General features: G+C 70.3%; 20 protein-coding genes and 1 pseudogene. 10 read left to right on the top strand and 11 right to left on the bottom strand.

Annotated features, from left to right (window positions below):
• Nucleotides 1-33: 33 nt before the first annotated feature.
• Nucleotides 34-2,916 carry a transglycosylase domain-containing protein gene (locus tag HUX53_RS04060; RefSeq protein ID WP_309237036.1) on the bottom strand — a complete coding sequence of 961 codons (2,883 nt, stop codon included), beginning with the start codon at nucleotides 2,914-2,916 and terminating at the stop codon, nucleotides 34-36.
• Nucleotides 2,917-3,142: 226 nt separating this feature from the next.
• Entirely contained in the window at nucleotides 3,143-4,297 is a 1,155-nt protein-coding gene (locus tag HUX53_RS04055; RefSeq protein ID WP_176401820.1) for an FKBP-type peptidyl-prolyl cis-trans isomerase, read from the bottom strand.
• Between the two features lie 213 nt (nucleotides 4,298-4,510).
• Here HUX53_RS04055 and HUX53_RS04050 point away from each other — a divergent pair, with 213 nt between their 5' ends.
• Nucleotides 4,511-5,329 carry an exodeoxyribonuclease III gene (locus HUX53_RS04050; protein ID WP_176401819.1) on the top strand — a complete coding sequence of 273 codons (819 nt, stop codon included), beginning with the start codon at nucleotides 4,511-4,513 and terminating at the stop codon, nucleotides 5,327-5,329.
• Between the two features lie 18 nt (nucleotides 5,330-5,347).
• Here HUX53_RS04050 and HUX53_RS04045 read toward each other — a convergent pair whose 3' ends face one another.
• From HUX53_RS04045 to HUX53_RS04020, 7 genes are all read right to left on the bottom strand, one after another.
• A complete protein-coding gene (locus HUX53_RS04045) occupies nucleotides 5,348-5,920 on the bottom strand; it encodes a class I SAM-dependent methyltransferase (protein WP_176401818.1) in 573 nt (190 codons plus the stop codon).
• A 70-nt stretch (nucleotides 5,921-5,990) separates the two neighbouring features.
• Nucleotides 5,991-6,746, bottom strand: coding sequence for a bifunctional 2-polyprenyl-6-hydroxyphenol methylase/3-demethylubiquinol 3-O-methyltransferase UbiG (locus tag HUX53_RS04040; protein WP_176401817.1), 756 nt, complete (start codon nucleotides 6,744-6,746; stop codon nucleotides 5,991-5,993).
• Between the two features lie 39 nt (nucleotides 6,747-6,785).
• Nucleotides 6,786-7,832 (bottom strand): hypothetical protein, encoded by a 1,047-nt coding sequence (locus HUX53_RS04035; protein WP_176401816.1) that lies wholly within the window; start codon nucleotides 7,830-7,832, stop codon nucleotides 6,786-6,788.
• 197 nt (nucleotides 7,833-8,029) lie between these two features.
• Nucleotides 8,030-8,512 (bottom strand): ATP-binding protein, encoded by a 483-nt coding sequence (locus HUX53_RS04030; RefSeq protein ID WP_176401815.1) that lies wholly within the window; start codon nucleotides 8,510-8,512, stop codon nucleotides 8,030-8,032.
• 228 nt (nucleotides 8,513-8,740) lie between these two features.
• Entirely contained in the window at nucleotides 8,741-9,520 is a 780-nt protein-coding gene (locus HUX53_RS04025; RefSeq protein WP_217919057.1) for a methyltransferase domain-containing protein, read from the bottom strand.
• Nucleotides 9,521-9,552: 32 nt separating this feature from the next.
• The gene (locus HUX53_RS39880; protein WP_217919056.1) at nucleotides 9,553-10,584 is read right to left on the bottom strand and encodes a restriction endonuclease subunit S; all 1,032 of its coding nucleotides are present in this window, start codon (nucleotides 10,582-10,584) and stop codon (nucleotides 9,553-9,555) included.
• Entirely contained in the window at nucleotides 10,577-11,935 is a 1,359-nt protein-coding gene (locus HUX53_RS04020) for a class I SAM-dependent DNA methyltransferase (protein WP_176401813.1), read from the bottom strand. The genes HUX53_RS39880 and HUX53_RS04020 overlap by 8 nt, the downstream gene beginning before the upstream one ends.
• 70 nt (nucleotides 11,936-12,005) lie before the next feature.
• Between HUX53_RS04020 and HUX53_RS04015 the strand changes: the two genes are divergently transcribed.
• The 5 genes and pseudogenes from HUX53_RS04015 to HUX53_RS03995 all read left to right on the top strand — a co-directional run bounded on the left by HUX53_RS04015 (nucleotide 12,006) and on the right by HUX53_RS03995 (nucleotide 16,863).
• Nucleotides 12,006-13,127, top strand: a complete 1,122-nt coding sequence (locus tag HUX53_RS04015; RefSeq protein ID WP_217919055.1) for a glycosyltransferase — start codon at nucleotides 12,006-12,008, stop codon at nucleotides 13,125-13,127.
• A 260-nt stretch (nucleotides 13,128-13,387) separates the two neighbouring features.
• Nucleotides 13,388-14,539 (top strand): annotated as a pseudogene (locus HUX53_RS04010) (RNA-guided endonuclease InsQ/TnpB family protein).
• 27 nt (nucleotides 14,540-14,566) lie between these two features.
• Nucleotides 14,567-15,046 (top strand): cytochrome P450, encoded by a 480-nt coding sequence (locus HUX53_RS04005; RefSeq protein WP_255204896.1) that lies wholly within the window; start codon nucleotides 14,567-14,569, stop codon nucleotides 15,044-15,046.
• A 134-nt stretch (nucleotides 15,047-15,180) separates the two neighbouring features.
• Complete coding sequence (locus HUX53_RS04000) at nucleotides 15,181-16,434, top strand: lipase family protein (RefSeq protein WP_176401811.1); 1,254 nt, start codon at nucleotides 15,181-15,183, stop codon at nucleotides 16,432-16,434.
• A gap of 54 nt (nucleotides 16,435-16,488) precedes the next feature.
• Nucleotides 16,489-16,863 carry a DUF6221 family protein gene (locus HUX53_RS03995; protein WP_176401810.1) on the top strand — a complete coding sequence of 125 codons (375 nt, stop codon included), beginning with the start codon at nucleotides 16,489-16,491 and terminating at the stop codon, nucleotides 16,861-16,863.
• Here HUX53_RS03995 and HUX53_RS03990 read toward each other — a convergent pair.
• Nucleotides 16,860-17,489 (bottom strand): uridine kinase, encoded by a 630-nt coding sequence (locus HUX53_RS03990; protein ID WP_176401809.1) that lies wholly within the window; start codon nucleotides 17,487-17,489, stop codon nucleotides 16,860-16,862. The two genes, HUX53_RS03995 and HUX53_RS03990, sit on opposite strands and share 4 nt — an antisense overlap.
• Nucleotides 17,490-17,662: 173 nt before the next feature.
• Here HUX53_RS03990 and metH point away from each other — a divergent pair, with 173 nt between their 5' ends.
• Together metH and map are read left to right on the top strand one after the other, a co-directional pair.
• Nucleotides 17,663-21,283 (top strand): methionine synthase, encoded by a 3,621-nt coding sequence (gene metH / locus HUX53_RS03985; RefSeq protein WP_176401808.1) that lies wholly within the window; start codon nucleotides 17,663-17,665, stop codon nucleotides 21,281-21,283.
• A 10-nt stretch (nucleotides 21,284-21,293) separates the two neighbouring features.
• Nucleotides 21,294-22,112, top strand: coding sequence for a type I methionyl aminopeptidase (map, locus tag HUX53_RS03980; protein WP_176401807.1), 819 nt, complete (start codon nucleotides 21,294-21,296; stop codon nucleotides 22,110-22,112).
• A gap of 36 nt (nucleotides 22,113-22,148) precedes the next feature.
• Here the strand turns inward: map and HUX53_RS03975 are convergent, their stop codons facing one another.
• On the bottom strand, nucleotides 22,149-22,928 hold the full coding sequence (locus HUX53_RS03975) for a DUF2249 domain-containing protein (protein ID WP_176401806.1): 780 nt from the start codon (nucleotides 22,926-22,928) through the stop codon (nucleotides 22,149-22,151).
• 60 nt (nucleotides 22,929-22,988) lie between these two features.
• Between HUX53_RS03975 and HUX53_RS03970 the strand changes: the two genes are divergently transcribed.
• The gene (locus tag HUX53_RS03970) at nucleotides 22,989-24,110 is read left to right on the top strand and encodes a hypothetical protein (protein ID WP_217919054.1); all 1,122 of its coding nucleotides are present in this window, start codon (nucleotides 22,989-22,991) and stop codon (nucleotides 24,108-24,110) included.
• The gene (locus tag HUX53_RS03965; protein WP_176401805.1) at nucleotides 24,107-26,623 is read left to right on the top strand and encodes a multicopper oxidase domain-containing protein; all 2,517 of its coding nucleotides are present in this window, start codon (nucleotides 24,107-24,109) and stop codon (nucleotides 26,621-26,623) included. Before HUX53_RS03970 ends, HUX53_RS03965 begins: the two co-directional genes overlap by 4 nt.
• Nucleotides 26,624-26,636: the final 13 nt, after the last annotated feature.

Raw genomic sequence — 26,636 nt, 5'->3', positions numbered from 1 at the left:
GGCGGATGTGTATAAGGGACAGGGGTTGGTGGGTTAGCCGTTTGGGCCTGGGCGGCCGCCGCCGTCGCCGGTTCCGCCGCCGTTGTTGCCGCCACCGCCACCGCCGCCGTCGTCACCGCCTCCGCCGGTGTCTCCGCCGCCGCCGTTGTTGCCGCCGCCTCCGCCGTCCGGGGGCTGGATGATGGTCGGCAGGCCGGTCGGGGGCGTCGGGATGTCCGGTTCCTCCGTGGTCGGCGGCGGCTCGGACGGGCCGGTGGTGCGGGGCGGCTGCGTGTCGCCCGGCGTGCTCGGGCCCGTCGGACGCTCGACGCCGCCGCCCGGCCGCTGGGACGGCGACCCGAACGACTTGGGCGCGTAGTCCTTGATGTTGACGGCGTCCGCCATGTAGGTGCGCCAGATCTGCGCGGGCAGTTGCCCGCCGTACGCGCCGTAGCCGGGGATGTTCAGCGGCTTGTTGTCGCTGCGGAACATCGCGACCGAGGTCGCCATCTGCGGGATGTACCCGTTGAACCAGATCGCCTTGCCCTCGTCCGTCGTGCCGGTCTTGCCCGCGACGTCACGGCCATCGGGAAGCTGCGCGTTGGTCCCGGTACCGCCCTGGACGACCTTCTGCATCGCGTACGTCGCGTCCCGCGCGTTCTGCGCGCTGAGCGCCCGGTTCCCCTTCTCGGTGAACGTGCGCTTCTCGTTCTCGTTGTCGGTGACGGACTTCACCACGAACGGCGTCCGGTGCACGCCCTCGTCCGCGAACGTCGCGTACACGCCCGCCTGCTGGACGGGGCGCAGCGACACGATGCCGAGCGGGAACGTGGCCGCGGCGCGCTGCTTCTCGTTCATCTGCGACGCGGGGATGCCCATCTTCTCGGCCATCTTCGCGATCTTCTCGTTGCCGACGTCCTGGCCGAGGTTGACGTAGGCGGTGTTGATCGAGTGCTCGGTGGCGGTGACGAGGTTCACCATCCCGAAGCTCTCGTTGCTGTCGTTGTGCAGGGAGTGGCCGGCGAACGTCTGCGGCGAGCTGCCGTCGTAGGTGGTGCTGAGCGACCGGCCGTCCTGCAGCGCGGCGGCGAGCGCGATCGGCTTGAACCCGGACCCGGCCTGCGCCCACTCGCCGAAGGCGCTGCTCAGCGCCTCCTCCAGGTAGCCGCGGCCGCCGTAGAAGGCGAGCACCTGCCCGGTGGACGGGTCGACCGACACGGCCCCGGTGCGGATCTTCTTGCTCATCCCGTCCGGGGTGTTCTGCGCCACGGCCTGCTTCATCGCGTCCATCAGCCGCTTGTCGAACGTCGTGGTGATCTTCAGCCCGCTGCGGTTGATCTCGTCCTCGCTGTAGCCGCGGCGCTCGGTGAGCTCCTTCTTGGCCACGTTGACCATGTAGCCCTTCTGGCCCTTGAGGACGTCGGTGATCTTCTGCTTGCCCGGCGTGGGGAACTCCATCGCGGCGGCGTCGGCGGACGTCAGGTAGCCGTCCTGCACCATGTTGCCGACGACGGCGCGCCACCGCTGCTCGGCGCGGGCGCGCTGGTCGCCGGTCGGGTCGGCGAAGTTGCTCGGCTGCTGGATCGCCGCCGCGAGGTAGGCGCCCTCGGCCGGCGTCAGGTCCGAGACGTCCTTGTCGTAGTAGGCGTGCGCGGCGGCCTGCACCCCGTAGGCGTTGCGCCCGAAGTAGATCGTGTTGAGGTACTGCTCCAGGATCCAGTCCTTGGACTTGGACTGGTCGACCTTGAGCGCGACCATGACCTCCTTGAGCTTGCGGGTGACCGAGCGCTCCTTGCCGATGCCGCCGTAGTAGTTGCGCACCATCTGCTGCGTGATCGTGGACCCGCCCTGCAGTTGCTTGCCGGTCACCGTGGACCAGAACGCCCGCGTGGTGCCCTCGATCGACACGCCCGGATCGTCGTAGAAGCTGTCGTTCTCCGCCGCGATGACCGCGTTGCGGGTGCTCTCCGGGATCCGGTCGAGCTTGACCGCGTCCCGGTTGATGCCGGTCTTGGCGATCTGGGTCTTGCCGTCGGAGTAGTAGAACGTCGGCCCCTGCGCGATCGCCTTCTCCTGCGGGGACGGGACGGGGGTGAACAGGTAGGCGACGCCGAACGCGGCGATGCAGAACCCGATGAACCCGAGCAGCAGGAACAGCGTGCGGCGCAGCAGCCGCGACCTGCGGCTGCGCGGCTTTCCGGACCCCTTGCCCCCGCGGCCCCCGCCGCCTCCGCGCCCGCCGTCGTCTCCGGACGGCGGCGGTCCTCCGTGCTTGGACGAGGCGGCGGGCATGGTCTTGGTGTCACCGTTGACCGGCGCTTCAACACCCTCGGCCGCCGCTTCCTCCGTCCCCTCGCCCGACTCGTCCGCTTCGCCTGCCCCATCGGCCCCGCCGACCACAGCTTCGGCCCTCGTCGCCACGGCGCTCGGTTCGGCGTCCGCCGCTGCGACCGTCGCTTCGGCCCGAGTCTCAGCGGCGCTCGTGTCGGCGGCACTCGTTTCAGCGGTGCTCGGCTCGGCGGTTGCGGCTCCAGCTCCGGCTGCCGCTTCGGCGCTCGGTTCGGTGCTGCTCGGCTCGGCGGTCGGTGCTTCGGCTGCCGGTTCGGTGCTCGGTTCGGCGGCGCCCGATTCGGCGGGCGTTGCCTCAGGCCTTGTTTCGGTGGTGCCCGGTTCGTCGGGCGTCGCCTCGGTCGCTGCGCCGGCCGCCGTTTCGGTGGTCGTCGCTTCGGGGGAGTCGGGTGCCTTGTCGCCGTTCTGTGATTTGTCTTGCACGTCCGAGAATTTCGGGTCGTGGGCGGATTCTCCGGTGTCCGCGGTCAGCGTGCGGGTCGTCGGGCCGTCCGTGCCGGCCGGTGCCCCGGCCTCGGTGTCGTGCGGATCCACCTCGGCGGACCCGGTGGGCGCGGTGCCCTCCGGGTCCTTTTCGCTGTCGCTCACAAGCCCCCCGTGATTAATGCGTTACCGACGATACCTGAGGGGATACGTGCGCCGGCCGCCCAATGCGCAACCGCATGGCCTCCCGATAGGAGGACGGGCAATCCGCCCCGCCGGTTGTCGTGACGGACGCCGCAATACCGACTTTCCGTGAACGCCGAGCGGCGGGGCCCCCGACCGGGTGCCCCGCCGCTCTCACGCCGTCCTCAGGCGGTCACGCCCGGGCGGCTCACTTCTGGATCTTCGCGAGGATGTCCACCACGAACACCAGGGTGTCGTCGCCCTTGATCTTGGGCGGGCTGCCCTCCTTGCCGTAGCCATCCGCGGGCGGCAGCACGAGCAGGACGCGGCTGCCGACCTTCGCGCCGGTCAGGCCCTTGTCGAAGCCGGGGATCGTCGCGCCGGTGCCGATCGGGAAGTTCACCGGCTGCTTGTTGTCCCAGCTGGAGTCGAACTTGTCGCCGCTCTTCCAGATCCGGCCGACGTAGTTCACGACCGCGTCGTCGCCCTTGGCGAGCGCCGGCCCGTTGCCCTGGACGAGCGTCTTGACCTGCAGCTTGTCCGGCGCCTTCACGTCCGGGATCGTGATCTTGGGCTCCTTGGCGCCCTTGTCCTCGACCTTCGGCAGGTTCTTGTCGTCCAGCTTCTGCGCGGTGCCCTCCGGCTTCGGGTCCTTCGGGACGACGGCCTGGATGTCCATGATGAACACCACCGCGTCCTTGTCGGTGATCTGCTGCGGGCTCAGCTGGCTGAGGTCCTTGGACGGCGGGAGCTGCAGCACGACCCGGCTGCCGGCGGTGCGGCCGACCAGGTTCTTGTCGATCTCCTTCAGGCCGCTCTTGCCGATGACGAGGGGCCGCGGGCCGGCCTGCTGCTGCTGGCCCTGCTGCTCCCAGGTGGAGCTGACCTTCTCGCTGGTGCTCTTGACGCGCGAGTTCTCCTCGTCCTTGTCCTTGGACCACTTGTAGGTGGCGAACGAGACGTAGGCGGTGTCGCCGTCGGCGATTGCGCGGCCGTCCCCCTTGATCGGGGTGGTGATCTTCAGCGACCGCGTCGGCGCGAGCTTGGTGGGGATCTCGACCTTGGGCTCGGCGGCGAACTTGCCGGTCACCTCGATCACCGGATCGGGGCGGTTGACCCACCAGTACACGCCGCCGGAGATCGCCAGCGCGGCCACCACGATCCCGGCGATCATCATCAGCCGCCGGTTGCGCGCCTGCTTGGCGGTCAGCGCGGACGGGGCGGACGGCCGGTTCAGCCCGCTCCCGCGCCCGGCGCTGATGCCGTGCGGGGTGAACTCGGGGCTGCGGATGCTCTGGGCGTTCGGAATCTTCGCCTTCGCCTTGACCGTCGGCTTGCCCCGGGGCTTGTCATCCTCGGACATGGTTCCTCACTTGCTCCGGGTTAGACGACATCGCGAACGTGACCACCCTTCCAGGGCCGGGCTAAGCCCAGCGTGAAAACCGTGTAAAGGAGGCCGACCCGCAATCTACCGGTCACGCGGGGAGCGCGGTGCCGTCCGGCAGGGGACTGGAGAAGCCGCCAGGATATCCCCGCCGGGCGAATGACTCACCCCGCCGGATGGCAGGCTGGGGGAATGCGCCTCGCGACGTGGAACGTCAACTCGGTGAAGGCCCGCCTGCCGCGCCTTCTCGCCTGGCTGGACGAGACGAAACCGGACGTCGTCTGCCTGCAGGAGACCAAGTGCCGCGCCGACAAGTTCCCGTCCGGCGAGGTCGAGGAACTCGGCTACGCCACCGCCGCGCACGGCGACGGCCGGTGGAACGGAGTCGCGATTCTTTCACGGGTCGGCATTGAGGACGTCTCTAACGGCTTTCCCGGCGAGCCCGTATATGAGGGCGAGGCGGAGGCCCAGGCGAAGCTGACCGAGCCCGTCCTGCTCGTCCCGGAGGCCCGCGCGATCGGCGCCACCTGCGGCGGAATCAGGGTCTGGTCGCTCTACGCGCCCAACGGCCGCACCCCCGAATCGGCCCACTACCTCTACAAACTCGCCTGGTTCGCGGCCCTCCGCGACGCCCTGGCCGACGAACTCTCCACGGGGACGCCCCTTGTCGCGACCGGCGATTACAACGTGATCCCTACGGACGACGACGTCTGGGACCCGTCCGCCTTCATCGGCTCCACCCACGTCACCCCGGCCGAACGCCAGGCACTCGCCGAACTCCGCGCCCTCGGCCTCCACGACATCGTCCCCACTCCCATGAAGGGCCCGCACCCGTACACGTACTGGGACTATCGGGCCGGGATGTTCCACAAGAACCTCGGCATGCGCATCGACCTCGTCTACGGGAACGACGCCTTCACCGAGCGGGTGCGTTCCGCCTACGTCGACCGTGAGGCGCGCAAGGGCAAGGGCCCGTCCGACCACGCCCCGGTCGTCGTCGACCTCGACTGACCCGCGCCGCCCGGCGTGCTAGCGGCGGGCTAGGAGGCGGCGTTTCGCCGTTGAGGGGTCGTCGGTTTCGTCTAGGACGGTGTAGCCGTCCGGTAGGAGTGTGGCTGGTTCGCCGGGGGCCAGGCACCAGTCGGCGGGCATGTGGGGGCGGGCTCGGCGGGCGGCCTCGGTGAACGCCTCCCAGGCCAGGAGGCCGCCGGGCAGAACGGCGCCGGCCGCGTGCGAGAACACGGCGCGGTCCCAGAAGCCGGTGCACAGGATGAGCGCGTAACCGGGCCTGTCCGGCCGCCAGCTCCCCAGGTCCGCCTGGACGAGCGTGATCAGCGACTCGACGCCGCGCCGCCGGGCCTCCGCGCCGAGCCGGTCGAGGGCGATCTCGGATATGTCGACGGCCGTCACACGTCGTCCGGCCTCGGCGGCACGCAGCGCACTGCCGGACGGCCCGGACGCCAGATCGAGCACGTCGGCGTCCGGCATCGGCAGCGCCAGCGCCCGCTCCACCAGCGGATGGACGGGCGACAACTCCGGAGCGTCCCCGTACTTCCCGTTCCACCGGAGCCTGTCAGGGTGCTCGACCAGCTCAGGATCCACACCGCGACCCTAACGCCACACCACGCCACGCCCCGAGCGCCGTGCCGCGACGCGGCGCCGGGGCCTCTGTTTAGCGGCGCTCCGCGATCAGGAGCATGAACATTGCCGTGGGGAAGCCCTTGCGCCACCACGGGTCGTCCCGTAGTTGCTCCTCCGTCGGGTGCGGTTCGCGCAGGTCCGCGATGACGAAACCGGCGTCTCGGAGCGTTCCAGCGTAGTACTCCAGCGGCCGGAGCCAGCTCGTGATCATCGAGGGGGATTCCAGGCCGTCCACCAGGAACCTCTGGTCGATGCCGCGCGAGGCGAAGTACTGCGCCGCCGGGACGCTGTTCATCGCGCCCTGCTCGGAGTTCACGACGTAGAAGCACGGGTGCAGCGTCAGCAGGATCAGCCGCCCGCCGCTCTTCAGCACGCGCCCGAACTCGCCGATGGCGGGGGCCGGGTCCTGCAGGTGACTGAACAGGTGGTTGCAGAGGACGAGGTCGAACCGGTCGTCCTCCATGGGGAGGTCGTCGACGCTGGCGCGGATGAACGTCGCGCCGGCCGCCGGGTGGGACGAGGCGGCATCGATGAGGCCCTGTGCGGCGTCCACGCCGGTCACGTCCGCGCCCATGGCGGCGAGCCGGCGGGCCAGGTAGCCCTCGCCGCAGCCGGCGTCGAGGACGCGCAGGCCGGCGCAGGCGCCGACGGCGTCGAGGACGGCGGCGTCGGTCAGGTCGGTCCGGTACCGGTCGCGGCCCTCCCGGATGACCCGGACCCAGTACTCCGCGTTGGCCTCCCACCTTTCACGCGTCAGATTCGCGATGGCTTCCGCCGTGTCCTCCACCGGCTCCCCATTTCTCCGTGCGGCCGTCGGTCACGCCGTTCAGGCAGCGCCCTTGAGTTGCCGCACCAGCATGTTGCAGGTCTGTCTGGTCGTGCTGTCCCGGCAGTCGGCCCCGCGCAGTTCCAGCGCCTGGATCAGCTCGACGAGCTTGCCGCCGAACGCGGGGTCGCGTCTCAGCGCCACCGGAATGTACGTCGACACCAGGTAGTACAGGTAGGCGTCGTTGTAGACGGCTATCTCGCGCAGCACCTCGGTGGCCGTGTTGCGCAGCGACAGGGAGCTCGGCAAGGTGAAGTCGCTGCTGATCCGGCCGTCTCTGGTGTAGGTGGGGAACGCCCATTCCTCAAGGGCCGCGTACACGGGGGTGGCGTCCAGTTCCCTGCGGTAGCGCTCGGCGAGTTCGAAGTCGTCCGAGCTGATCAGCGACCCCATCACGACGCCGCGCATCATGAACGCGCTCTGCCGTCCGGGGACCTCGAAGCTGAGGTCGGTCTCCAGCTTCCCGGTCACCTTGCTGACCTGGTGCGTCAGGATGTTGAGCGCCAGGATCGAGTGGAACGAGTACGTCTTGCGGTTCAGCCGGGGCGCCAGGTCGAGGGAGGCGTCGAACAGTTTCTGCGGGTCCTTCAGCAGGCCCTCGCCGGGGTCGGTGGAATAGATCGACTCGAGCGCGCGGTCCTGCTCGCGTCCCCAGAATCGGGCGATGAACGAGGACGTTTTCTGCGTCGCCTGCCCCCGCACGATGTGCAGCGCCGCCTCCAGCGCGTTCAGCAGATGCTGCTGCGCGACGGTCGAGTTCTCCAGGGCGTCCAGGTCGACGGCGAGCCCTTCGCCGTGCAGGTCGTCGACGAGCCCGTCGCGCCTTTTCCGGACGGCGTGCGCCATCGAGTACTCGGCGATTCCCGGAACGGACGACATGAGGCTCTGCAGCGACCGCCCGCTGACCCGGTCGAGCCATTCGGCGTTGTCCCACAGCCGGAAGATCGTGCTCTCGTCGAGCCCGGAGAAGGCCGCGACGTCGGACATGTTCAGGCCCATGTCCCGGGTGATGTCGGAGAGAGACTTCGGCGCACCGTCCGCTGTCATCACTCGCCCTCGAGGTGGCAATTGTCGACGCTTCGATCCTAGCGAAGCGCCGGCTGCCCGGGACGGACGATCGGTGGATGTGTCCGTCCCGTCACCGGCGAGCACCTCACCGGCGAGCACGGCGGGGAGCATGGCGCCCGGTCACCCCCGGGCGGCGGTGAGGTCCAGGCAGCCCCCGCGCACCTGGACGTCCCGCGTCACGGCAGCCGCCACTCGTCCTTGACGCCCATCCCGAACCAGAACGTGGACGTCCCGTTCCGGCCGCGGTGGGTGCCGAAGTCGGTGGCGAGCGCCTTCAGCAGCGCCAGTCCCTGCCCGTGCACGGGCAGGTGCTCGTCCGCCGGCCGCGGCTGCCCCGGCGCGGGACCGCCGTCGGTGACCTCGACCCGGACGTACCGGTCGAGGTGCAGGACGGCCAGCATGATCGTCCCGTCCCGGCGCGGCCGCGCGTGCAGCACCGAGTTGGTCACGGCCTCGCTGGTCAGCAGCTCCAGGTCGCCGAGCTCGGACCGGTCGGCGCCGAAGTGCTGCCCGACGAGCTCGCGGACGTAGGACCGGGCGAGCCGCACGGCCGGCGGCGTCGCGGCGAGGTCGATCTCCCCGATGAGCCGGCCGGACGACTTGCCGTTGTTCCAGGCGGACGGGATGCCGAGTTCGAGCGAGGGTGCGGGAACCAGCACGTGCCCCCCGGACCACGCGTCTGATGCATTCATGGCGGCGTTGGTTTCACGTCTCCGTGTCGGGCTGTAAGCGAACATGTGTTCTCAGGCCAAGTCGAAGTCGGACGTGGAGTGAAACAACGCACACTCTGACGCAGCCCACACCCCCCAGTCACCGCCTCTTGCGCGCACGCAAGCCCCTTGCCGCACCCAGCACCCCATCACCGAGCGCATGTGATCCGTCACGCTCTACTGGGACGGGGTGCGGCCCCAGGCGGAGATGAGCGGGGCCAGGGTGAGGTCGAGGGTGCCCTCGGCGATCGTGGTGAGGAGGTGGTGGATCTCGCCGCTGGTGGCGTGGCCGCCGGCGATGAGCCGGTCGCGGACCTGGAGGATGGTCGCGGTCTCCAGCACCCCGCACGCGGGCGACGCGATCGGGGAGAACGCGTCCGCGCGGACGCCGGTCAGCCCGGCTTCGCGCAGCAGCCGGGGGAGGGTGCGGCCGTAGGCGAGGTCCGCGCCGCGCTCGGCGAGCAGCTTGCGGAAGCCTCGCCGGACGCTGTTGGCCAGGCGCTCGTCGTCCCCGCGCTCGTCGGGGCAGGCCAGCGGTTGCAGCTCGGGGTCGGCGTCCTCGATGAAGAGGACCCCGCCGGGACGCAGGCTCTCGACCATCGTCCGCAGCGCCGCGTCCCGGTCGGCGAGGTGCACCAGGACCAGCCGCGCGTGGACGAGGTCGAACGGTCCCTCGGGCGGCTCATCCCGCACGATGTCGTGTTGCCGGACGTCAACCGGTGCGTCCTTGAGCCACGACACGTCGATGTCGGTCGCCAGTACGTGACCGCTCTCTCCAACACGTCCGGCCAGCCAGGCGGGGATGGAAGGTGCGCCGGCACCGACCTCCCAGCACCGCCACCCGGGCCCGACCCCGATGTCGTCCATGTGCCGGAACGTCCACGCGTCGAACAACTCCGAAATGGCCTCGAACCGCGTTCCGGCCTCAACCTGCCGGTTGCTGAGCAAATACTCCACCCCCCGATGATGACGCCGTTCCGGGCGGGACGTCACGGGATCAACTGGGGGAGGAGGGTGTCGCGGAGGGTGGTCAGGGTTGTGGTTTCGGCGGTGGCTGCCTGTACGCGGGTTGCCAAGGTGGTTGTGAAGTCGTTGAATGCGCGGGCCTGCGGGTCGCCTGGCCAGGGGATCTGGTAGGTGGCGAGGTCGGGCCATTTGGCGCGTGGCATGCGGGTGCCGTCGCCGACGGCGGATGCGTGGGCGATCACGGCGTCGCTTGAGAGGGCCGCCAGTAGCCAGCCGCGGTGGGCCGGGTCCTTCGGGCGGATGACCAGGATGTCTGTTGAGGCGACGCCGTTTATGAAGGCCAGTCCTGCCTTGTGGAAGTAGGGGCGGAGCTTGCCGAAGAGGATGTCGCCGGCATTGAAGCGTCTCTTCGCGCTGGTGATGGCGGACGCGTCGGCCCAGGTTGAGAGCCACATGTGGCGTTTCGGCATGTGTTCCAGAGCGATGTAGTTCTCGTCCCGGGCGATTTGGGCGACTGGGACGTTCGAGCGGACCAGGTCTCCGAGTTCGCCGATGCCTATTGACGTGCGGGGCGCACAGGCTTCGTAGCGGGCGCGGATCAGAGCGTCGGTGCAGGTGGCTATGCGGTCGTTCACCGCGATCTTGTCGTCGAGGGAGCCGAGGACGGACGCTGCTGAATCCTGTTGCGCTCGGGTGAGGCGGGGGGTGGTCAGGCGGTTCAGGATTCCGTGGGTGAGGAGAGGTTGCCCTGAGCCGATGCGATACCGGTTCAGGTCTAGGCGTTTCAGCAGGTAGTAGATGTAGCGGGGGTTCGTCCCGTTCTTTGGGGTCGCGATGATGGCGTTGTCGGTTACCCAGCACGGGTCTGGGCAGTAATGGACGGTTCCGCAGTAGGAACCCACGCGTCCGACAATGGTGCTGTGCGGGCCTGCGTTGAAATCGCCGGAGGTTCCTATGACGCCGTTGGCTCCGTATGTGCGGTAGGCGGAGCCCTCGGCGGGGTGCGACCTTCCGTTCGCGAAGGTGACGATCTCGCCGAGCGTCACCTCAGCCATTCAGGCGTCCCAGCTCCGTCCGGACGACCTGGTCCAGCCGCGCCGACTCCTCGAAGTGCGCGAAGAGTTCCTCGGTGAGGCGCTCGACCCTGGTGGCCGCCGGCTCGTCGCCGGCATGTGCCTGAGCTGCGCCTACGTACCGGCCCGGGGTCAGGACGTGGTCGTGGGACCTTATCTCTTCCAGGTCGGCCGAATGGCAGAAGCCAGGGACGTCGGTGTCGCGCGAGGAACGGTAGGTGTCCGCGATCCGGGTGATGTCCTCATCGGTGAGGATTCGCTCGGTGCGGTCGACCATCGTCCCCATGTCGCGGGCATCGATGAAGAGGACCCGGCCGTCCGTCGGGCGATTGAAGAACCAGAGGCATGCGGGAATCGGGGTGCTGCGGAAAAGGCGGTCCGGCAGGGCGACGATGCATGACACCAGGCCCGCCTCCACCAGTGCGGCGCGGATCACGCCCTCGCCCGACTGCCGGGACGACAGGGAGCCGTTCGCCATGACGACGCCCGCGTGGCCGGCCGGTCCGAGTTTGGAAATGATGTGCTGGATCCACGCGAAATTGGCGTTCCCGGCGGGCGGGACGCCGTATCGCCAGCGCGGGTCGGCGGCGTCCCGATACCAGTCCGACGTGTTGAACGGGGGATTGGCCAGCACGTAGTCGGCCTGAAGGTTGGGATGGGCGTCTGCGTGGAATGTGTCCGAACGGCCTAGGTCGCCGGAGATCCCGTGGACGGCGAGGTTCATCTTGGCCAGCCGCCACGTCCGCTCGTTCGCCTCCTGGCCGTAGACCGCGATGTCGTCCAGCCGTCCCCGATGGCTCAGGACGAACTTCTCCGCCTGGACGAACATGCCGCCGGAACCGCAGCACGGGTCGTACACGCGTCCTTTGAAAGGCTCCAGAATTTCGACGAGCAGCCGCACCACACTGGGCGGCGTATAGAATTCGCCGCCGCGTTTGCCCTCCGCCCGGGCGAACTTCTCCAGGAAGTACTCGTAGACCTCGCCCAGCACGTCCCGCGCGGCCTTCCCGCCGAAACGGACCTCCCCGAGCAGGTCGACCAGTTCACCGAGCCGCCGCTGGTCGACCCCAGTGAAGATCTTCGGGAGCGCGCCGCCGAGCGACGGGTTGGCCCGCATGACCGCGTCCATCGCCGCGTCGATCCGCGCGCCCAGGTCTCCGGAGGAGCCGGTGAGATCCGCCCAGTGCGCCCCGTCCGGGACGACGAAGTCCCCTTCGCCGGACGAGTCGGACACGTACTTGAGGAACACGAGCCCGAGGACGAAGTCCTTGTACTGCGCCGCGTCGACCGCGCCCCGCAGCTTGTCGGCGGCCTTCCAGAGAACGTCCTCCATCGCCGCGAGACTCTAGCCCAGCGACGCGCCTGGTGGACGGACGCCACAGCGTGATGCGACGCTGCGAAGCGTGGTGATCGTGGACGTCCTCGCGCTGGCGGCACTCATCGGATGGCTGTACCTGGCGTTCGGCCACGGCGGTTTCTGGCGAACCGGGCCCGGCCTGCCGGAACAGGACGATCCACCCGAATGGCCGGAAGTGACGGCGATCATCCCGGCTCGCGATGAGGCGGACATCCTTCCTGAAACCCTGCCGACGCTGACTGCCCAGGAGTATCCGGGCGTGTTCCGCGTGCTCCTGGTCGACGACGGAAGCACCGACGGCACCGCCGAAACGGCCGCCCGCCTCACCGAACACGTCATCTCCGCGAAAGATCGTCCCGAGGGATGGGCGGGCAAGGTGTGGGCCATGTCGGAAGGCGTCCGGGCGGCCGGCGACCCCGACTTCTACCTCTTCACCGACGCCGACATCGCCTATGAGCCCGGCACGGTGAAGCGGCTCGTCCGCGAGGCCGTCAATGCGCGGCGCGACCTCGTCTCCCAGATGGCGACGCTCCGCGTCCGCACACGCTGGGAGAAGGTGATCGTCCCCGCCTTCGTGTACTTCTTCGCGCAGCTCTACCCGTTCCGCCGCGTCACCAGGGACGGGGCGCGCACCGCCGCCGCGGCCGGCGGCTGCATGCTCGTCCGCCGCACCGTCCTCGAAAAGGCGGGGGGCATCGCCGCGATCCACGACGCGCTCATCGACGACGTCGCGATGGGCCGCCTCATCAAGCGCGCCGGCGGGCGCTGCCGCCTCGACCTGAGCCGGGACGTGGTCAGCCGCCGCCCCTACCCCCGCCTCGCCGACCTGTGGATGATGATCGCCCGCAGTGCCTACCACCAGCTGCGCTACTCGCCGGTCCTGCTGGCGGGCACCGTCCTCGGCCTGCTCCTGCTCTACGCGGTGCCGCCCGCCGCCACGATCGCGGGCGCCGGCCACCCGGTCGCCCTCGCCGCGGGCGCCGCCGGCTGGGCGATCATGACGCTCACCTACGTGCCCATGCTCCGCTTCTACGGCCTGTCGCCCCTGCGTGCCCTCGGCCTGCCCGCCGTCGCGCTCGTGTACGCCGCCATGACGGTCGATTCCGCGCGCCGCCACCGCGCCGGAAGAGGCGGCGCCTGGAAAGGGCGCACTGTGGCCACCCATTGACCCTTCATCGCCACCGGTCGCGCGGCATAATTTTAACGCGCTCTAGCGTGGAATTCCGGTCGTTCACGGCCGGGAGGAATCGCTTCCCCGCCCAGAGCCCGGACGCCGGTCAGAGCGGTCTCGCCGGCCGATGAACCCGACGATCCTTGGGTCACCAGGACAGGTGGGCATACAGCTTGAACGCGACACTGTGCTGCCATCTGACGCACCGCCCACAAACTCACCGTAACGAGACGGACACATGATGTTATGGTGCGGGGGTGAAGCTGGTGGTGCAGGTCAAACTGCTCCCCGACGCCGCCACCGAGACGGCGCTGCGGGAGACGCTGAAGCTGTGCAACCAGGCCGCCTGCCACGCCTCCCGCCGCGCCTTCACGACCGGGGTGAAGGGCAAGACCGCGCTGCAGCGGCTGGTGTACGGCGAGTTGAAGGCGATGGGCCTGTCGGCCCAGCCCGCGATCCACTGCATCCGCAAAGCCGCGGGCGCCTACGCCACCCTGGCCGAGAACCTCAAGACCGGCAACTACGGGCCGCCCGGGTCGCGGCGCCGCGCCGCCGTGCAGGGCGCGCCGGTCCGGTTCCGCAAGGACGCCGCCCAGCCGTTCGACGACCGGTCGCTGTCCTGGCAGTTCGACGCCCGCACCGTCAGCATCTGGACCGTGCACGGCCGCCTCAGGAGCGTCCCGTTCACGTGTTCGGCCGAGCAAGCGAAGATGCTGGCCGCGCACCGGCGCGGCGAGTCGGACTTGGTGTGGCGCGGCGGGTGCTTCTACCTGTACGCCACCTGCGAGGTCCCGCAGGCCCCCGAGTATGTGCCGGACGGGTTCTGCGGGGTGGACCTGGGCATCGTCAACATCGCCACCACATCTGATGGCACCGTCCACTCCGGCAGGCACATCAACCAGGTCCGGCACCGCAACCGCCGCCTGCGCGCACGCCTGCAGGGCAAGGGCACCAAGTCCGCCAAGCGGCTGCTGCGCCATCTGTCCGGCCGCGAGGCGCGGTTCGCGGCCGACACCAACCACCGCATCTCCAAGAGCATCGTGACCGAGGCTCAACGCACCACGCACGGGATCGCCCTGGAAGATTTGGGCGGTATCCGTGCGCGGGTCCGGCTACGCAAGCCCCAGCGGGTCACGCTGCACACTTGAAGTTTCGCCCAGCTCGGCGCCTTCATCGCTTACAAGGCTCAACGCGCGGGTGTCCCGGTGGTGTTCGTGGATCCCCGTTACACCTCGCAGCAGTGCTCGGCGTGCGGCCACATCCACCGCGAGAACCGGCCCGACCAGGCCACCTTCAAGTGCATGTCGTGCGGCTTCGCTGAGCACGCCGACATCAACGCAGCCCGCAACATCGCCGCACGCGGCGCCGCGGGCTGGGCAGTGAGTCACGCTGCCGACGACGCGGCCTGACCCACCACACCCAGTGGCGGCCAAGAGCTGCAAGCTCGGTCCCTTCAGAGCCGAGAAGCTGACACCGGACCAAGGGGCAGGCCGCGATACCCAATGTCGCGCGAATGTACGACTACTACTGGGCTGGTCGAGGAGCTGCTGCGGCACGACACCCCGGCGCTGTACGCGCTGCCGCGGGTGGCGGCGGAGGACGTCGACCTGCCGTCCGGCCGCGTCGCCGAGGGGGAGCTGGTGCTGCCGCTGCTCGCCGAGGCGAACCGCGACCCCGCCGTCTTCGCCGAGCCCGACCGCTTCGACGCCACCCGGGACGGTCCCGCGCACATCGCGTTCGGGCAGGGCGCGCACTTCTGCCTCGGCGCGCGGCTCGCCCGCATGGAGGTCGAGGCGGCGCTGACCGTCCTGCTCGCCGGGTTCCCCGGTCTCGCGCTCGCGGTCCCGGCGGGGGACGTCCCGTGGCGCGCGGCGAGCCTGGTCAGGGGCCCGACCCGGCTGCCCGTGCGGTGGTGATGCCCGGTTTGTCGCTGCTCGACAAAACCGGCCGCTCCGATGTGTCCCCAGCTTCATTGGAGTAAGTGTCCAATTACGTTACTTTCGGGTAGCCGTCGCGCCGACGGCAGGGGCGAGACGAAGGGTTACCCGCCATGTCCATCACCGTCCGTCGGGTGCTGCGCACCGTGGCGGCGTCCTGCATCGGGCTCGCCATGGCGGCGACCGCACTGCAGGGCACCGCGGCCGCCGCACCGCCGGCCCCCGTACCGCCGGGCCAGGATCCGTTCTACACACCGCCCTCGCCGCTCCCGGCGGGCAAGCCCGGCGACGTCATCCGGTCGCGTCCGGCCGTGTTCACCATGGACCCGTTCGGCCGGTCGCCCTACGAGGGCGTCAAATCGTGGCAGGTCCTGTACCGCTCGGAGACGGCCGACGGCAAGCCGACCGCCGTGTCCGGCATGGTGCTCGTCCCGAGCAAGGCGTGGACGGGCCAGGGCAAGCGCCCGATCGTCTCCTACGCCGTGGGAACGCGCGGCCTCGGCGACGACTGCGCGCCGTCCTACACGCTCACGCAGGGCATCGACTACGAGATGTTCTTCGTCGCCGACGCGCTCAGCCGCGGCTGGGCCGTCGCCGTCACCGACATGGAGGGCCTCGGCACGCCCGGCCAGCACACCTACGAGGTCGGACGCTCCCAGGGCAAGGCCGTGCTGAACATGGCGCGGGCCGCGCAGCGCCTCCCCGAAGCCGGCCTCGGCACCTCGCCGATCGGCCTGTGGGGCTACTCGCAGGGCGGGACGTCCTCAGGCTGGGCCGCCGAACTGGCGGCGTCCTACGCCCCTGAGCTCGACATCAAGGGCGCCTTCGCGGGCGGCGTCCCGGCCGACCTGCTGGCGGTCGCCAAGGGCCTGGACGGCTCCCCGTTCGTCGGCCTGATGTTCATGGCCGCGGTCGGCTACGACGCCGCCTACCCCGAGCTGGACCTGGAGAAGTACCTCAACGACAACGGCCGCGAGCTGCTGCGGAAGGCCGAGCACCTCTGCCTGGTCAGCGTCGACGGCATCGGCACCCTCGCCGGGACGCTGTTCAAGAAGATCAGCGACTACACCGCCAGCAACCCGCTGGACACGCCGCAGTGGCAGCGGCGGCTGAACGCCAACAAGCTCGGCTCCACCGCCCCGTCCGTGCCGGTGTTGCAGGCCCAGGCCGTCTATGACCAGATCATCCCGTTCGGCCAGGCCGACACGCTGCACAAGGCGTGGTGCGCCAAGGGCGCGAACCTGACCTGGAAGACCTACACGTTCGCCGAGCACGCCACCGGCATGCTCTGGAGCGAGCCGGACGCGATGGCCTTCCTGACCGACCGCTTCGCCGGCAAGCCCGTCACCGGCAACTGCGCCGCCTGATTCCGGTCGGCCGTCATGGGGCCATCCCGCTCTCGCAGAGGGCAGGATGGCCCCATGGACTTGGTGGAGTTCCTCCGCGCCCGGCTGGCCCGCGACGAGCAGATCGCCCGGGACAGCTCGTCCGCCCCCTGGAAGGCCACGCCCGCCGGGACGATCAACATCGACTCCGAAGAGCCCGCCTTCGTCGCGAAGGCGGAGAACGACGCCTACGCCGAGCACATCGCCCGCCACCACCCGGCCCGCACGCTCGCCGAGGTGGCCGCCCGCCGGCAGATCGTGGACGACTACGAGAAGAGCGCCTGGATCCTCGGCCAGGGGCACCGCACTCCCGAACTGGAGGCCGCCCAGGCCGTCCGCGAATCGGTGCTGCGCCTCCTCGCCCTCCCCTATGCGACCCACCCCGCCTACCAGGAGGAATGGCGCCCCTAAACGTCGGTGATCAGCGCCGGATGGTCGGGGGCGTCCATTTTCAGGACGACGTCGACGTTGTGCAGCGGGGACGCTTCGGCCGTGTAGCGCGCATAGGCGGGCAGTGTCCAGGACTGGTCATCTGGTGTCCGGCGGGCCAGAGCCTGGGTCGACATCGTCAGATGGACGGTCCGTTCGAACGGCAGGCCGCGGCCGAGGAGCAGCGATCCGTCCAGTAGGCAGACACCGCCGCGCTGGAGCGACACGTAGCGCGCCCTTGTCGCGCGGTCGAGTTCGGCGTCCCACAGGCTCGGCAGCACCTTTCCCGTCCCGGACGGCTCCAACGGCGCCAGCACCTCCCGGACGAGGCCGTTCACGTCCAGCCATTCGTCGTAGTAGAGGTCGGGGTCGTTGCGTCCGAATTCGTAGCGCAGCGACGCCGGACGCAGGAAATCGCGTGCCGACACCCGAACCACGTCCCGTCCTAGTGCGCGCAGCGGTGAGACGAGCGCGTCGGCGAGATCCCAGGGGGCGGACGGTGGCGCGCCGTCGATTGCGATCCGCGACCACGAATCGCGCCCGAATTGCGCGATCCGCTCGGAAAGCTCCGTGACCACGAGCGATGGCGAGATCGGTCGTACGCGCATCACTTCATCCTGCCCGCATCCTGGGACGCGACTGACACACCGGAAGCCGGGAAGGTAACCTCGATACGGGCCCGAGAGGCGCTGCAACGGGCGAGAGCCCGCCACGCTCGGTCCCGCGACACCGACTTCCGCAAGGGCGCCTCCCACGTTGAACTGGGAGGTGCTCGGTAACAATGACCCACACCGATCTGCGCGAGCTGCTGGAGCAGCGGATCGCGGTGCTCGACGGCGCCTGGGGCACGATGCTGCAGGGCGCGGGCCTGGCGCCCGAGGACTACCGCGGCGACCGCGTCGGCGCCGACCATGAGAAGGACGTCACCGGCGACCCCGACCTGCTGAACCTGACCAGGCCGGACGTGATCCTGGACGTCCACCGGCAGTACCTGGACGCCGGCGCCGACATCACCACGACCAACACGTTCACCGCGACCAGCATCGGCCAGGCCGACTACGGCCTTGAGTGCCTCGTCCACGAGATGAACGTGCAGGGCGCCCGGCTCGCCCGGCAGGCGGCCGACGAGTACGAGGGACGGTTCGTCGCCGGCTCCGTCGGCCCGCTCAACGTGACCCTGTCGCTGTCCCCCCGGGTCGAGGACCCGGCCTACCGCGCCGTCACGTTCGACCAGGTCAAGGCCGCCTACGCGGAGCAGATCGCCGGCCTCGCCGAGGGCGGCGTCGACCTGCTGCTGATCGAGACGATCTTCGACACGCTGAATGCGAAGGCCGCGATCGCCGCCGCCCGCGAGGTCGCCCCCGAGCTGCCGCTGTGGATCTCGGTGACGATCGTCGACCTGTCCGGGCGGACGCTGTCCGGGCAGACCGTCGAGGCGTTCTGGCGGTCGATCGAGCACGCCGAGCCGCTGGTCGTCGGGGTGAACTGCTCCCTCGGCGCCGTCGAGATGCGCCCGCACGTGGAGGACCTGGCCCGGATCGCCGGCACCTACGTCGCCAGCCACCCGAACGCGGGCCTGCCGAACGCGTTCGGCGGCTACGACGAGACGCCCGAGGAGACCAGCGCCCTGCTGCGCGACTTCGCCGCGTCCGGCATGGTCAACCTCGTCGGCGGCTGCTGCGGAACGGGCCCCGCGCACATCGCGAAGATCGCCGAGACCGTGCGGGGGATGGCGCCGCGCGAGGTCGCGAAGCCCGCCAAGGCGGGGCGCCGGCAAAACAGCCGGTTCAGCGGGCTGGAGCCGTTCGAGATCGGCGCCGACACCGGCTTCATCATGATCGGCGAGCGGACGAACGTCACCGGCTCCAAGCGGTTCCGCAAGCTCATCGAGGCGGGCGACCACCAGGCCGCGGTGGACGTCGCGCTGGAGCAGGTGCGCGGCGGCGCGAACCTCCTCGACGTCAACATGGACGCCGACCTGCTCGACAGCGAGCGGGAGATGACCACGTTCCTGAACCTGATCGCGACCGAGCCCGAGGTGGCCCGCATCCCGATCATGGTGGACAGCTCGCGGTGGAGCGTGCTGGAGGCCGGGCTCAAGACCGTCCAGGGCAAGGGCGTCGTCAACTCGATCTCCCTCAAGGAGGGCGAGGAGCCGTTCCTCGAACAGGCCCGCCGCATCCGCGACTTCGGCGCCGGCGTCGTCGTCATGGCGTTCGACGAGACCGGCCAGGCCGACACGGCCGACCGCAAGGTCGAGATCTGCGGCCGCGCCTACGACCTGCTGACGCAGCGGCTGGGGTTCCCCGCCGAGGACATCATCTTCGACTCGAACGTCCTCGCCGTCGCGACCGGCATCGAGGAGCACAACGGGTACGCGAAGGCGTTCATCGACGCGCTGCCGCGCATCAAGGAGCGCTGCCCCGGCGCCCGCACCAGCGGCGGCATCTCCAACCTGTCGTTCTCGTTCCGGGGCAACGAGGTCGTCCGCGAGGCGATGCACTCGGCGTTCCTGCTGCACGCCGTCCGCGCCGGGCTCGACATGGGCATCGTGAACGCCGGGCAGCTCGCCGTCTACGAGGACATCCCCGCCGACCTGCTCGAACTCGTCGAGGACGTCCTGTTCAACCGGCGCGAGGACGCCACCGACCGGCTCGTGTCGTTCGCCGAGAACGTCAAGGGCAAGGGCACCGTCCGCGAGGTCGACCTCTCCTGGCGGGACGCGCCGGTCGAGCAGCGCCTCTCGCACGCCCTCGTCCACGGCATCGTCGACTTCATCGAGGACGACACCGAGGAGGCCCGGCAGCAGGCGGCTCGCCCGCTGGACGTCATCGAGGGCCCGCTGATGGACGGCATGAAGATCGTCGGCGACCTGTTCGGGTCCGGCAAGATGTTCCTGCCGCAGGTGGTGAAGAGCGCCCGCGCGATGAAGCGCTCCGTCGCCTACCTGGAGCCCTTCATGGAGGACGAGAAGGAGCAGGCCCTCCGCGCCGGACGCATCCAGCAGGAGCGCGGCCAGGGCAAGATCGTCCTCGCCACGGTGAAGGGCGACGTGCACGACATCGGCAAGAACATCGTCGGCGTCGTCCTCGGCTGCAACAACTACGACGTCGTGGACCTCGGCGTGATGGTCCCGGCCGCGAAGATCCTCGACACGGCGATCGAGGAGAACGCCGACGCCGTCGGGCTGTCCGGCCTGATCACCCCGTCCCTGGACGAGATGGTCTCCGTCGCCGCCGAGATGGAGCGCCGCGGGATGAAGCTGCCGCTGCTCATCGGCGGTGCCACGACGTCCCGGCAGCACACCGCCGTGAAGATCGCGCCCGCCTACGACGCGACGACCGTGCACGTCCTGGACGCGTCCCGCGTCGTCGGCGTCGTCTCCGACCTCCTCGACGAGGACCGCGCCGCCGCGCTCGACGTCGCCAACCGCGAGGAGCAGGCCCGCCTCCGCGAACTCCACGAGACGAAGCAGCGCCGCCCTCTCCTCACCTACGGCAAGGCCCGGGCGAACCGCGAGGAGGTCGACTTCGGCGACCTTCCGACGCCCGCGTTCACCGGCGTCCGGATCGTCCAGCCGTCCATCGCCGCGCTCCGCGAGATGATCGACTGGCAGTTCTTCTTCCTGGCCTGGGAGCTGAAGGGCAAGTACCCGGCGATCCTCGACCAGCCCGTCGCCCGCGAGCTGTTCGACGAGGGCAACGAGCTGCTCGACCAGATCATCGCGGACGGCGCCTTCGAGGCGTCCGGCGCCTACGGTTTCTGGCCGGCGCACGCCGAGGGCGACGACATCATCCTGCCGGACGTCCGGTTCCCGATGCTGCGCCAGCAGACGTCCAAGCCCGAGGGACGCCCGAACCGCTGCCTCGCCGACTACATCGCCCCGTCCGGCGACCACCTCGGCGGCTTCGCCGTGACGATCCTCGGCGCCGAGGACCTGGCCGCGAAGTTCGAGGAGGAGAAGGACGACTACAAGGCCATCATGGTCAAGGCCCTCGCCGACCGCCTCGCCGAGGCGTTCGCCGAGTACATCCACCTGGAGGCCCGCCGCGCCTGGTTCGAGCCCGGCGCCGAGCCCGACCTGGCGGACCTGCACGCCGAACGCTTCCGCGGCATCCGCCCGGCGCTCGGCTACCCGGCCAGCCCCGACCACAGCCTCAAGCAGACCCTCTTCGACCTGCTGGACGCCGGACGCCTCGGCATGAAGCTGACCGAGTCCTACGCGATGGCGCCCGCCGCCAGCGTCAGCGGCCTGATCTTCGCCCACCCGTCGTCCCGCTACTTCACGGTGGGCCGGATCGGCAAGGACCAGATCGAGGAGTACGCGGCCCGCTGCGGCCTCCCGGTGCCGGAGGTCGAGCGCTGGCTGGCCCCGAACCTCGCCTACGACCCGCAGAAGTGAGCTGCTCGCCGTGATCGAACTGAAGACGCCCGCGGAGATCGAGCGCATGCACGTGGCCGGGCGATTCGTCGCCGAGGTGCTCACCGAGGTCGGCCGGCTCGCCGACGTGGGCGTCAACCTCCTCGACCTGGAGCACCACGCGCGCGCCATGATCAAGCGGCGCGGCGCGGAGTCGTGCTACTGGGACTACGCGCCGTCCTTCGGCAACGGCCCGTTCCGCAACGTCATCTGCCTGTCGGTCAACGACGCCGTCCTGCACGGCCTGCCGCACGACTACGTGCTGCCGCACGACTACGTGCTGCGGGACGGGGACGTGCTGAGCGCGGACATCGCGGTCGGCATCGACGGCTGGGTGGCGGACTCGGCGCGCACGGTCATCGTCGGGACGGCCGCCGAGGAGGACCTGCGGATCGTCCGCGCCACCGAGGAGGCGCTGGAGGCCGCGATCGAGGTGGCGCGCCCGGGCAACCGCGTGGGCGACATCTCGGCGGCGATCTCGGCGGTGGCCGGCGACTACGGCTACCCGGTCAACGACGAGTTCGGCGGCCACGGCCTCGGCCGCACCATGCACGAGGGGCCGCACGTGTCGAACAAGGGCCGGGCGGGGCGCGGCCTCAAGCTCCGGCCGGGCCTGACCCTCGCGCTGGAACCCTGGTTCGCGCGCACGACCGACCGGATCGTCTACGGCGCCGACGGCTGGACGATCCGGTCGGCCGACGGCTCGCGCACGGCCCACTCCGAGCACACGGTGGCCATCACCGAGGACGGCCCCCTCGTGCTCACCAGGCGTGAATCGGAACGTCCCGCGCCGGCGGCTCGTCCGGTGTGAGGCGAACGCGGGCGCGCCCCACACCGGACGGGCGGGTCAGGCGCGGGTGATGCGGACCTTCCAGACCTCCGGGCCCGCCTCCTCGTAGTCCCAGGTGAACTCGCCGGGGTACTGGGAGGCGAACTGGTAGTAGAGCGGCTTCGGGTCGTGGTCGTTGACCAGGACGAACGCCGTTCCGGCCGCGAGGGCCTCGAAGGTGGCGAAGATCTGCTGGTGCCGCTGGCCGTGGGCGAGGACGCGCACGTCCAGTTCGCCGCCCGCCACCTCGGCGGTCGCGCCCGGGACGCCGGGGTAGGCGTCGTGGCCGCCGCAGGTGCACTGGTGCCCGTCGTCGTGGGACGCCGTGCCCTCGCCGAGGATCTCGTGCATGCCGTCCAGCAGCGCCCCGAGGTTCACGCCCGCGTCCACGAGGGCGGGCAGGATCAGGTCGTTCTCCTTGTCCATGTGCGACTGGAAGAGGGCGTTGACCGCGGCCGCGGCGGCGACCGTCTCCGCGGGCGTGCGGGCGGCCGCGAGTTCGGCGACCTTCTCGTGCAGGACGACGTGCTCACGCAGCATCGCGCGCAGCAGCAGGCGCGCCTCCGGCAGGTCCTCGGCCGCCTTGTAGAGGGTCCGCTCCTCGGCCTCGGCGTGCGGGACGATCTCCTCCGTCAGGAACGCGACGAGCTTGTCGCGCCGCGCGTAGGGGGCGCTGAGCTGGTCGACGGCACGGGCGATGGTGAGCGTGTGGTCGGCCATGGTCCGGCCGAGCCGCTCGTGATGGTCGAGGATGGCCCGCACCGTCTCCTGCTGCGGGTCCGCGGTCGATGTGGTCATGAGCACTCCTAGGGTGCCGGACTGTTTTTCACAACACTACTTGTATTTATAATAGCGGGTATGGAGAATCAGGTCACCGGGGCGCGCGACCACCACCCCCAGGCCGCACCCCGCCTGGCGGCGCGCCGGCTCCCGTTGCTGGCCGGCGCGCTGCTGTCCCTCCTCGTCGCGCTCTGGGGCGCCCTCGCCCTGCTGAACCTGGACGTCGCGCTCCCGCGCACGTCGTTCGCGCGGCAGCACGGGCCGCTGATGGCCCTCGGCTTCCTCGGCACGCTGATCTCCCTCGAACGCGCCGTCGCCCTCGGGCGCCCCTGGGCCTACGTGTCGCCCGCCCTCGCCGCGGCCGGCGGGCTCATCACCGCCGCCGGGCTCCTGACCCCCGGGCGGATGCTGCTCACCGCCGCCGGCGGCTGGCTCATCGCGATCTACATCACGGTCCTCGGCCGCCGGACGGGACGCGACCTCACCGTCCAGCTGGCCGGCGCCGTGGCCTGGTACATCGGCGGCCTGCTGTGGATCGGCGGCCGGACGATCGGCGACATCGTCCCGTGGCTCGCCGCGTTCCTCATCCTCACCATCGCGGGCGAACGCCTCGAACTCGCCCGGGTCGCCTTCCTCGGCAAGCGCGCGGCCGACGGGCTCGTCGCCGCGGCGGCGCTGCTCTTCGCCGGCGCGGCCGTCTCCGTCTGGTGGGCCGGACCGGGATGGCGCCTGACCGGCCTCGGCATGGTCGCGCTGGCCGCCTGGCTCGCCCTCCACGACGTCGCGCGCCGCACCGTCCGGGGCACCGGGCTGCCCCGCTTCGCCGCCGCCTGCCTGCTCGCCGGATACGCCTGGCTCGCCGTCGCCGGCGCGATCTGGCTCGCCGCCGGACGTCCCGCGTCGACCGGCTTCTACGACGCCGCCCTGCACGCGGTCTTCCTCGGCTTCGTGATCTCGATGGTCTTCGGGCACGCACCGGTGATCCTGCCCGCCGTCCTGCGGGTCCGGCTGCCGTATCACCCCATCCTGTACGCGCCGCTCGCGCTGCTGCACGCGTCGCTCCTGGTGCGCGTCGTGGGCGACCTGGCCGGCGTCTCGCTCGCGCGGACGGTCGGTGGCGTACTCGGCGAGGTGGCGCTCCTGCTCTTCGGCGCCTGCGCCTTCGCAGCATCCCGTCTGGTCGGAAGGGGACGGACATGACGTCCATCGGTGTGCGCCCGAAGGTGGGCCCGCCCCCGGCGCCGCGCCGCTCGCGGTCCGTGTGGCACGCCGTCGCCAACGGGGTCGTGCTGGTCTGGCTGGCACTGACCGTTGTGGCTGCTTTCGTCCGGCATGAGCTGCCTGTGCCGCAGTGGCTGCTGATCCACCTGTTCCTGCTGGGCGCGGTGACCAACGCCATCGTGACCTGGACCGAGCACTTCGCGTCCGCGCTGCTGCGCGTCCCGGCCCCGCCCGACTGGTGGCCGATCACACGGCTGGTGGTGCTGAACGCGGGCATTGTCGCGGTGCTGTGCGGCGTTTCCGAAGGCTTTCCTTGGGTTGCCGTCGGCGGAGCGGCCGGTGTCGTGGGCGTCGTCGCGGCGCACATCGCCGTGCTGGGCCTGCGGGGGCGAAGCGCCCTGGGCGGACGGTTCGCGCACGTCGTCGCCTGGTACCTGTGGGCCGGGGCGGCGCTGATCACGGGCGGGACGCTGGGCGGGCTGATGGCGTCCGGGCACGTCCCGTCCGGCTGGCACGAGCGGCTGCACGCGGCGCACGCGCAGGTCAACCTCCTGGGCTGGGTCGGGCTCGCCGTGCTCGGCACACTGTTCACGCTGTGGCCGACGGTGCTGCGCACCCGGATGGTGGACGGCGTGGGCCGGATCGCCCGCTGGTCCCTGCGCTTCGCCGTGCCAGGGCTAGCGGTCGCGGTCGGCGGACTGCTCGCCGACCTGCGCTGGGTCGTCGTCGCCGGTCTGCTGGTGTACGCGGGGGCCGCCGCGCTGGCCCTCGTTCCCTTCGTGCGGACGTTGCGCCAGCGTCGCCCGCACACGCCGGCGTCCTGGATGCTCGCGGCGGGGACTTCTTGGTTCGCGGTCGCTCTGCTTGTGGACGCGTCCCGGCAGAGTCTTTCGGGGCTGCTTCCGCTGATGCTGGTCGGCTTCGTGGGGCAGACGCTCCTCGGCGCCCTGACGTTCTTGCTGCCCGTCGTCCTGGGCGGGGGACCGGCCGCACTGAAGGCCAACTCGGCCCTGATCGAACGCGTCTGGGTGGTGCGGGTCGCGGCGATCAACGTCGCGGTTCCGCTGCTCGTCCTGCCGGTGCCGGAGTGGACTTCGCGCGCCGCGTGGATCGTCGTCCTTGCCGCACTCGCCGCATTCATCCTGCTGGCGGTCGCGACGATCTTTCGCTCCCACCGTCCGTCCCCGGTCGTCGCCGGCGTTACCGCCGGCGTTCTGCTCACGGCTCTGGCCGTGGGGGTGACGGCGGGCGGCGGCGACTCGTCCCCGCAAACGGTGGCCGCGTCCGGGACCCGCGTGGTGGACGTGAGCCTGGTCAACATGCGCATTCGCCCGGGGACGATCGAGGCCGCCCCCGGCACGCGTCTCGTGTTGAAGGTGACGAACAAGGACGCGATGCAGCACGACCTGCGCCTGGAGTCAGGCCAGGCGACCCCGATGCTGGACCCGGGGGAGTCGGCGACGCTGACGGTGCCGTCGGTGAAGGGCACGATCGATGGCTGGTGCACGGTCCCCGGCCACCGCGCAGCGGGCATGACCATGCAGATCAAGACGGGGGCTTCTTCCCCGTCCTCGTCGGCGATGGATCACGACGCGATGGGCCATCAGGCGATGGGGAGCGGCCAACTCGACTTGGCGGCGCAACCGTCCCCCGGTTGGAAGCCCTACGACGCAGCCCTCAAGCCCGCGCCGGGTGCCAAGGAACACCGCGTCGAACTGCACGCCACCGACCGCCAGCTAGAAGTCGCGCCCGGTGTTCAGCAGACGATGTGGACGTTCGGCGGCACGGTCCCCGCCCCAGTGTTGCGCGGCAAGATCGGCGATACCTTCGTCATCACCTTGGTCAACGACACGACCATGGGCCACGGCATCGACTTCCACGCTGGGTCGCTCGCCCCGGACGTGCCGATGCGCACGATCCAGCCCGGTGAACGCCTGACCTACCGTTTCAAGGCCGAACATGCCGGTGCGTGGTTGTATCACTGCTCGACCATGCCGATGCTGCAGCACATCGCCAACGGCATGTACGGCGCGGTCATCATCGACCCACCCGACCTGCCCTCGGTCGACCGCGAATACGTCCTGGTGCAGGGCGAGCTGTACCTGGGGCAACCGGGCTCGGCCGCTCAGGTGGCCAAGATGCGTGAGGGCCGCCCGGACGCCTGGATGTTCAACGGCACCGCCGCCGGCTACGACCACGCACCCCTGACCGCCCGCGCGGGTGACCGCGTCCGCGTCTGGGTGGTGGACGCGGGCCCGTCCTCCAGCACGGCGTTCCACATCGTGGGCGCCCAGTTCGACACCGTCTACAAGGAAGGCGCGTATCTCCTGCGCAAGGGCGACCCGGGCGGTTCGCAGATCCTCGACCTGGCCCCCGGCCAAGGCGGCTTCGTCGAAACCGTCATGCCCGAACCCGGCCACTACCCCTTCGTCGACCACGACATGCGCCACGGCGAGTCCGGCGCCCACGGCATCCTGAAGGTCACCGGCTGATGCAATTATCCTG

This window comes from Actinomadura sp. BRA 177 (assembly GCF_013372625.1).
Lineage (GTDB): Bacteria > Actinomycetota > Actinomycetes > Streptosporangiales > Streptosporangiaceae > Spirillospora.
Note: the sequence above shows the minus strand (reverse complement) of the source record. Positions and strands in the feature narration are given on the sequence as shown.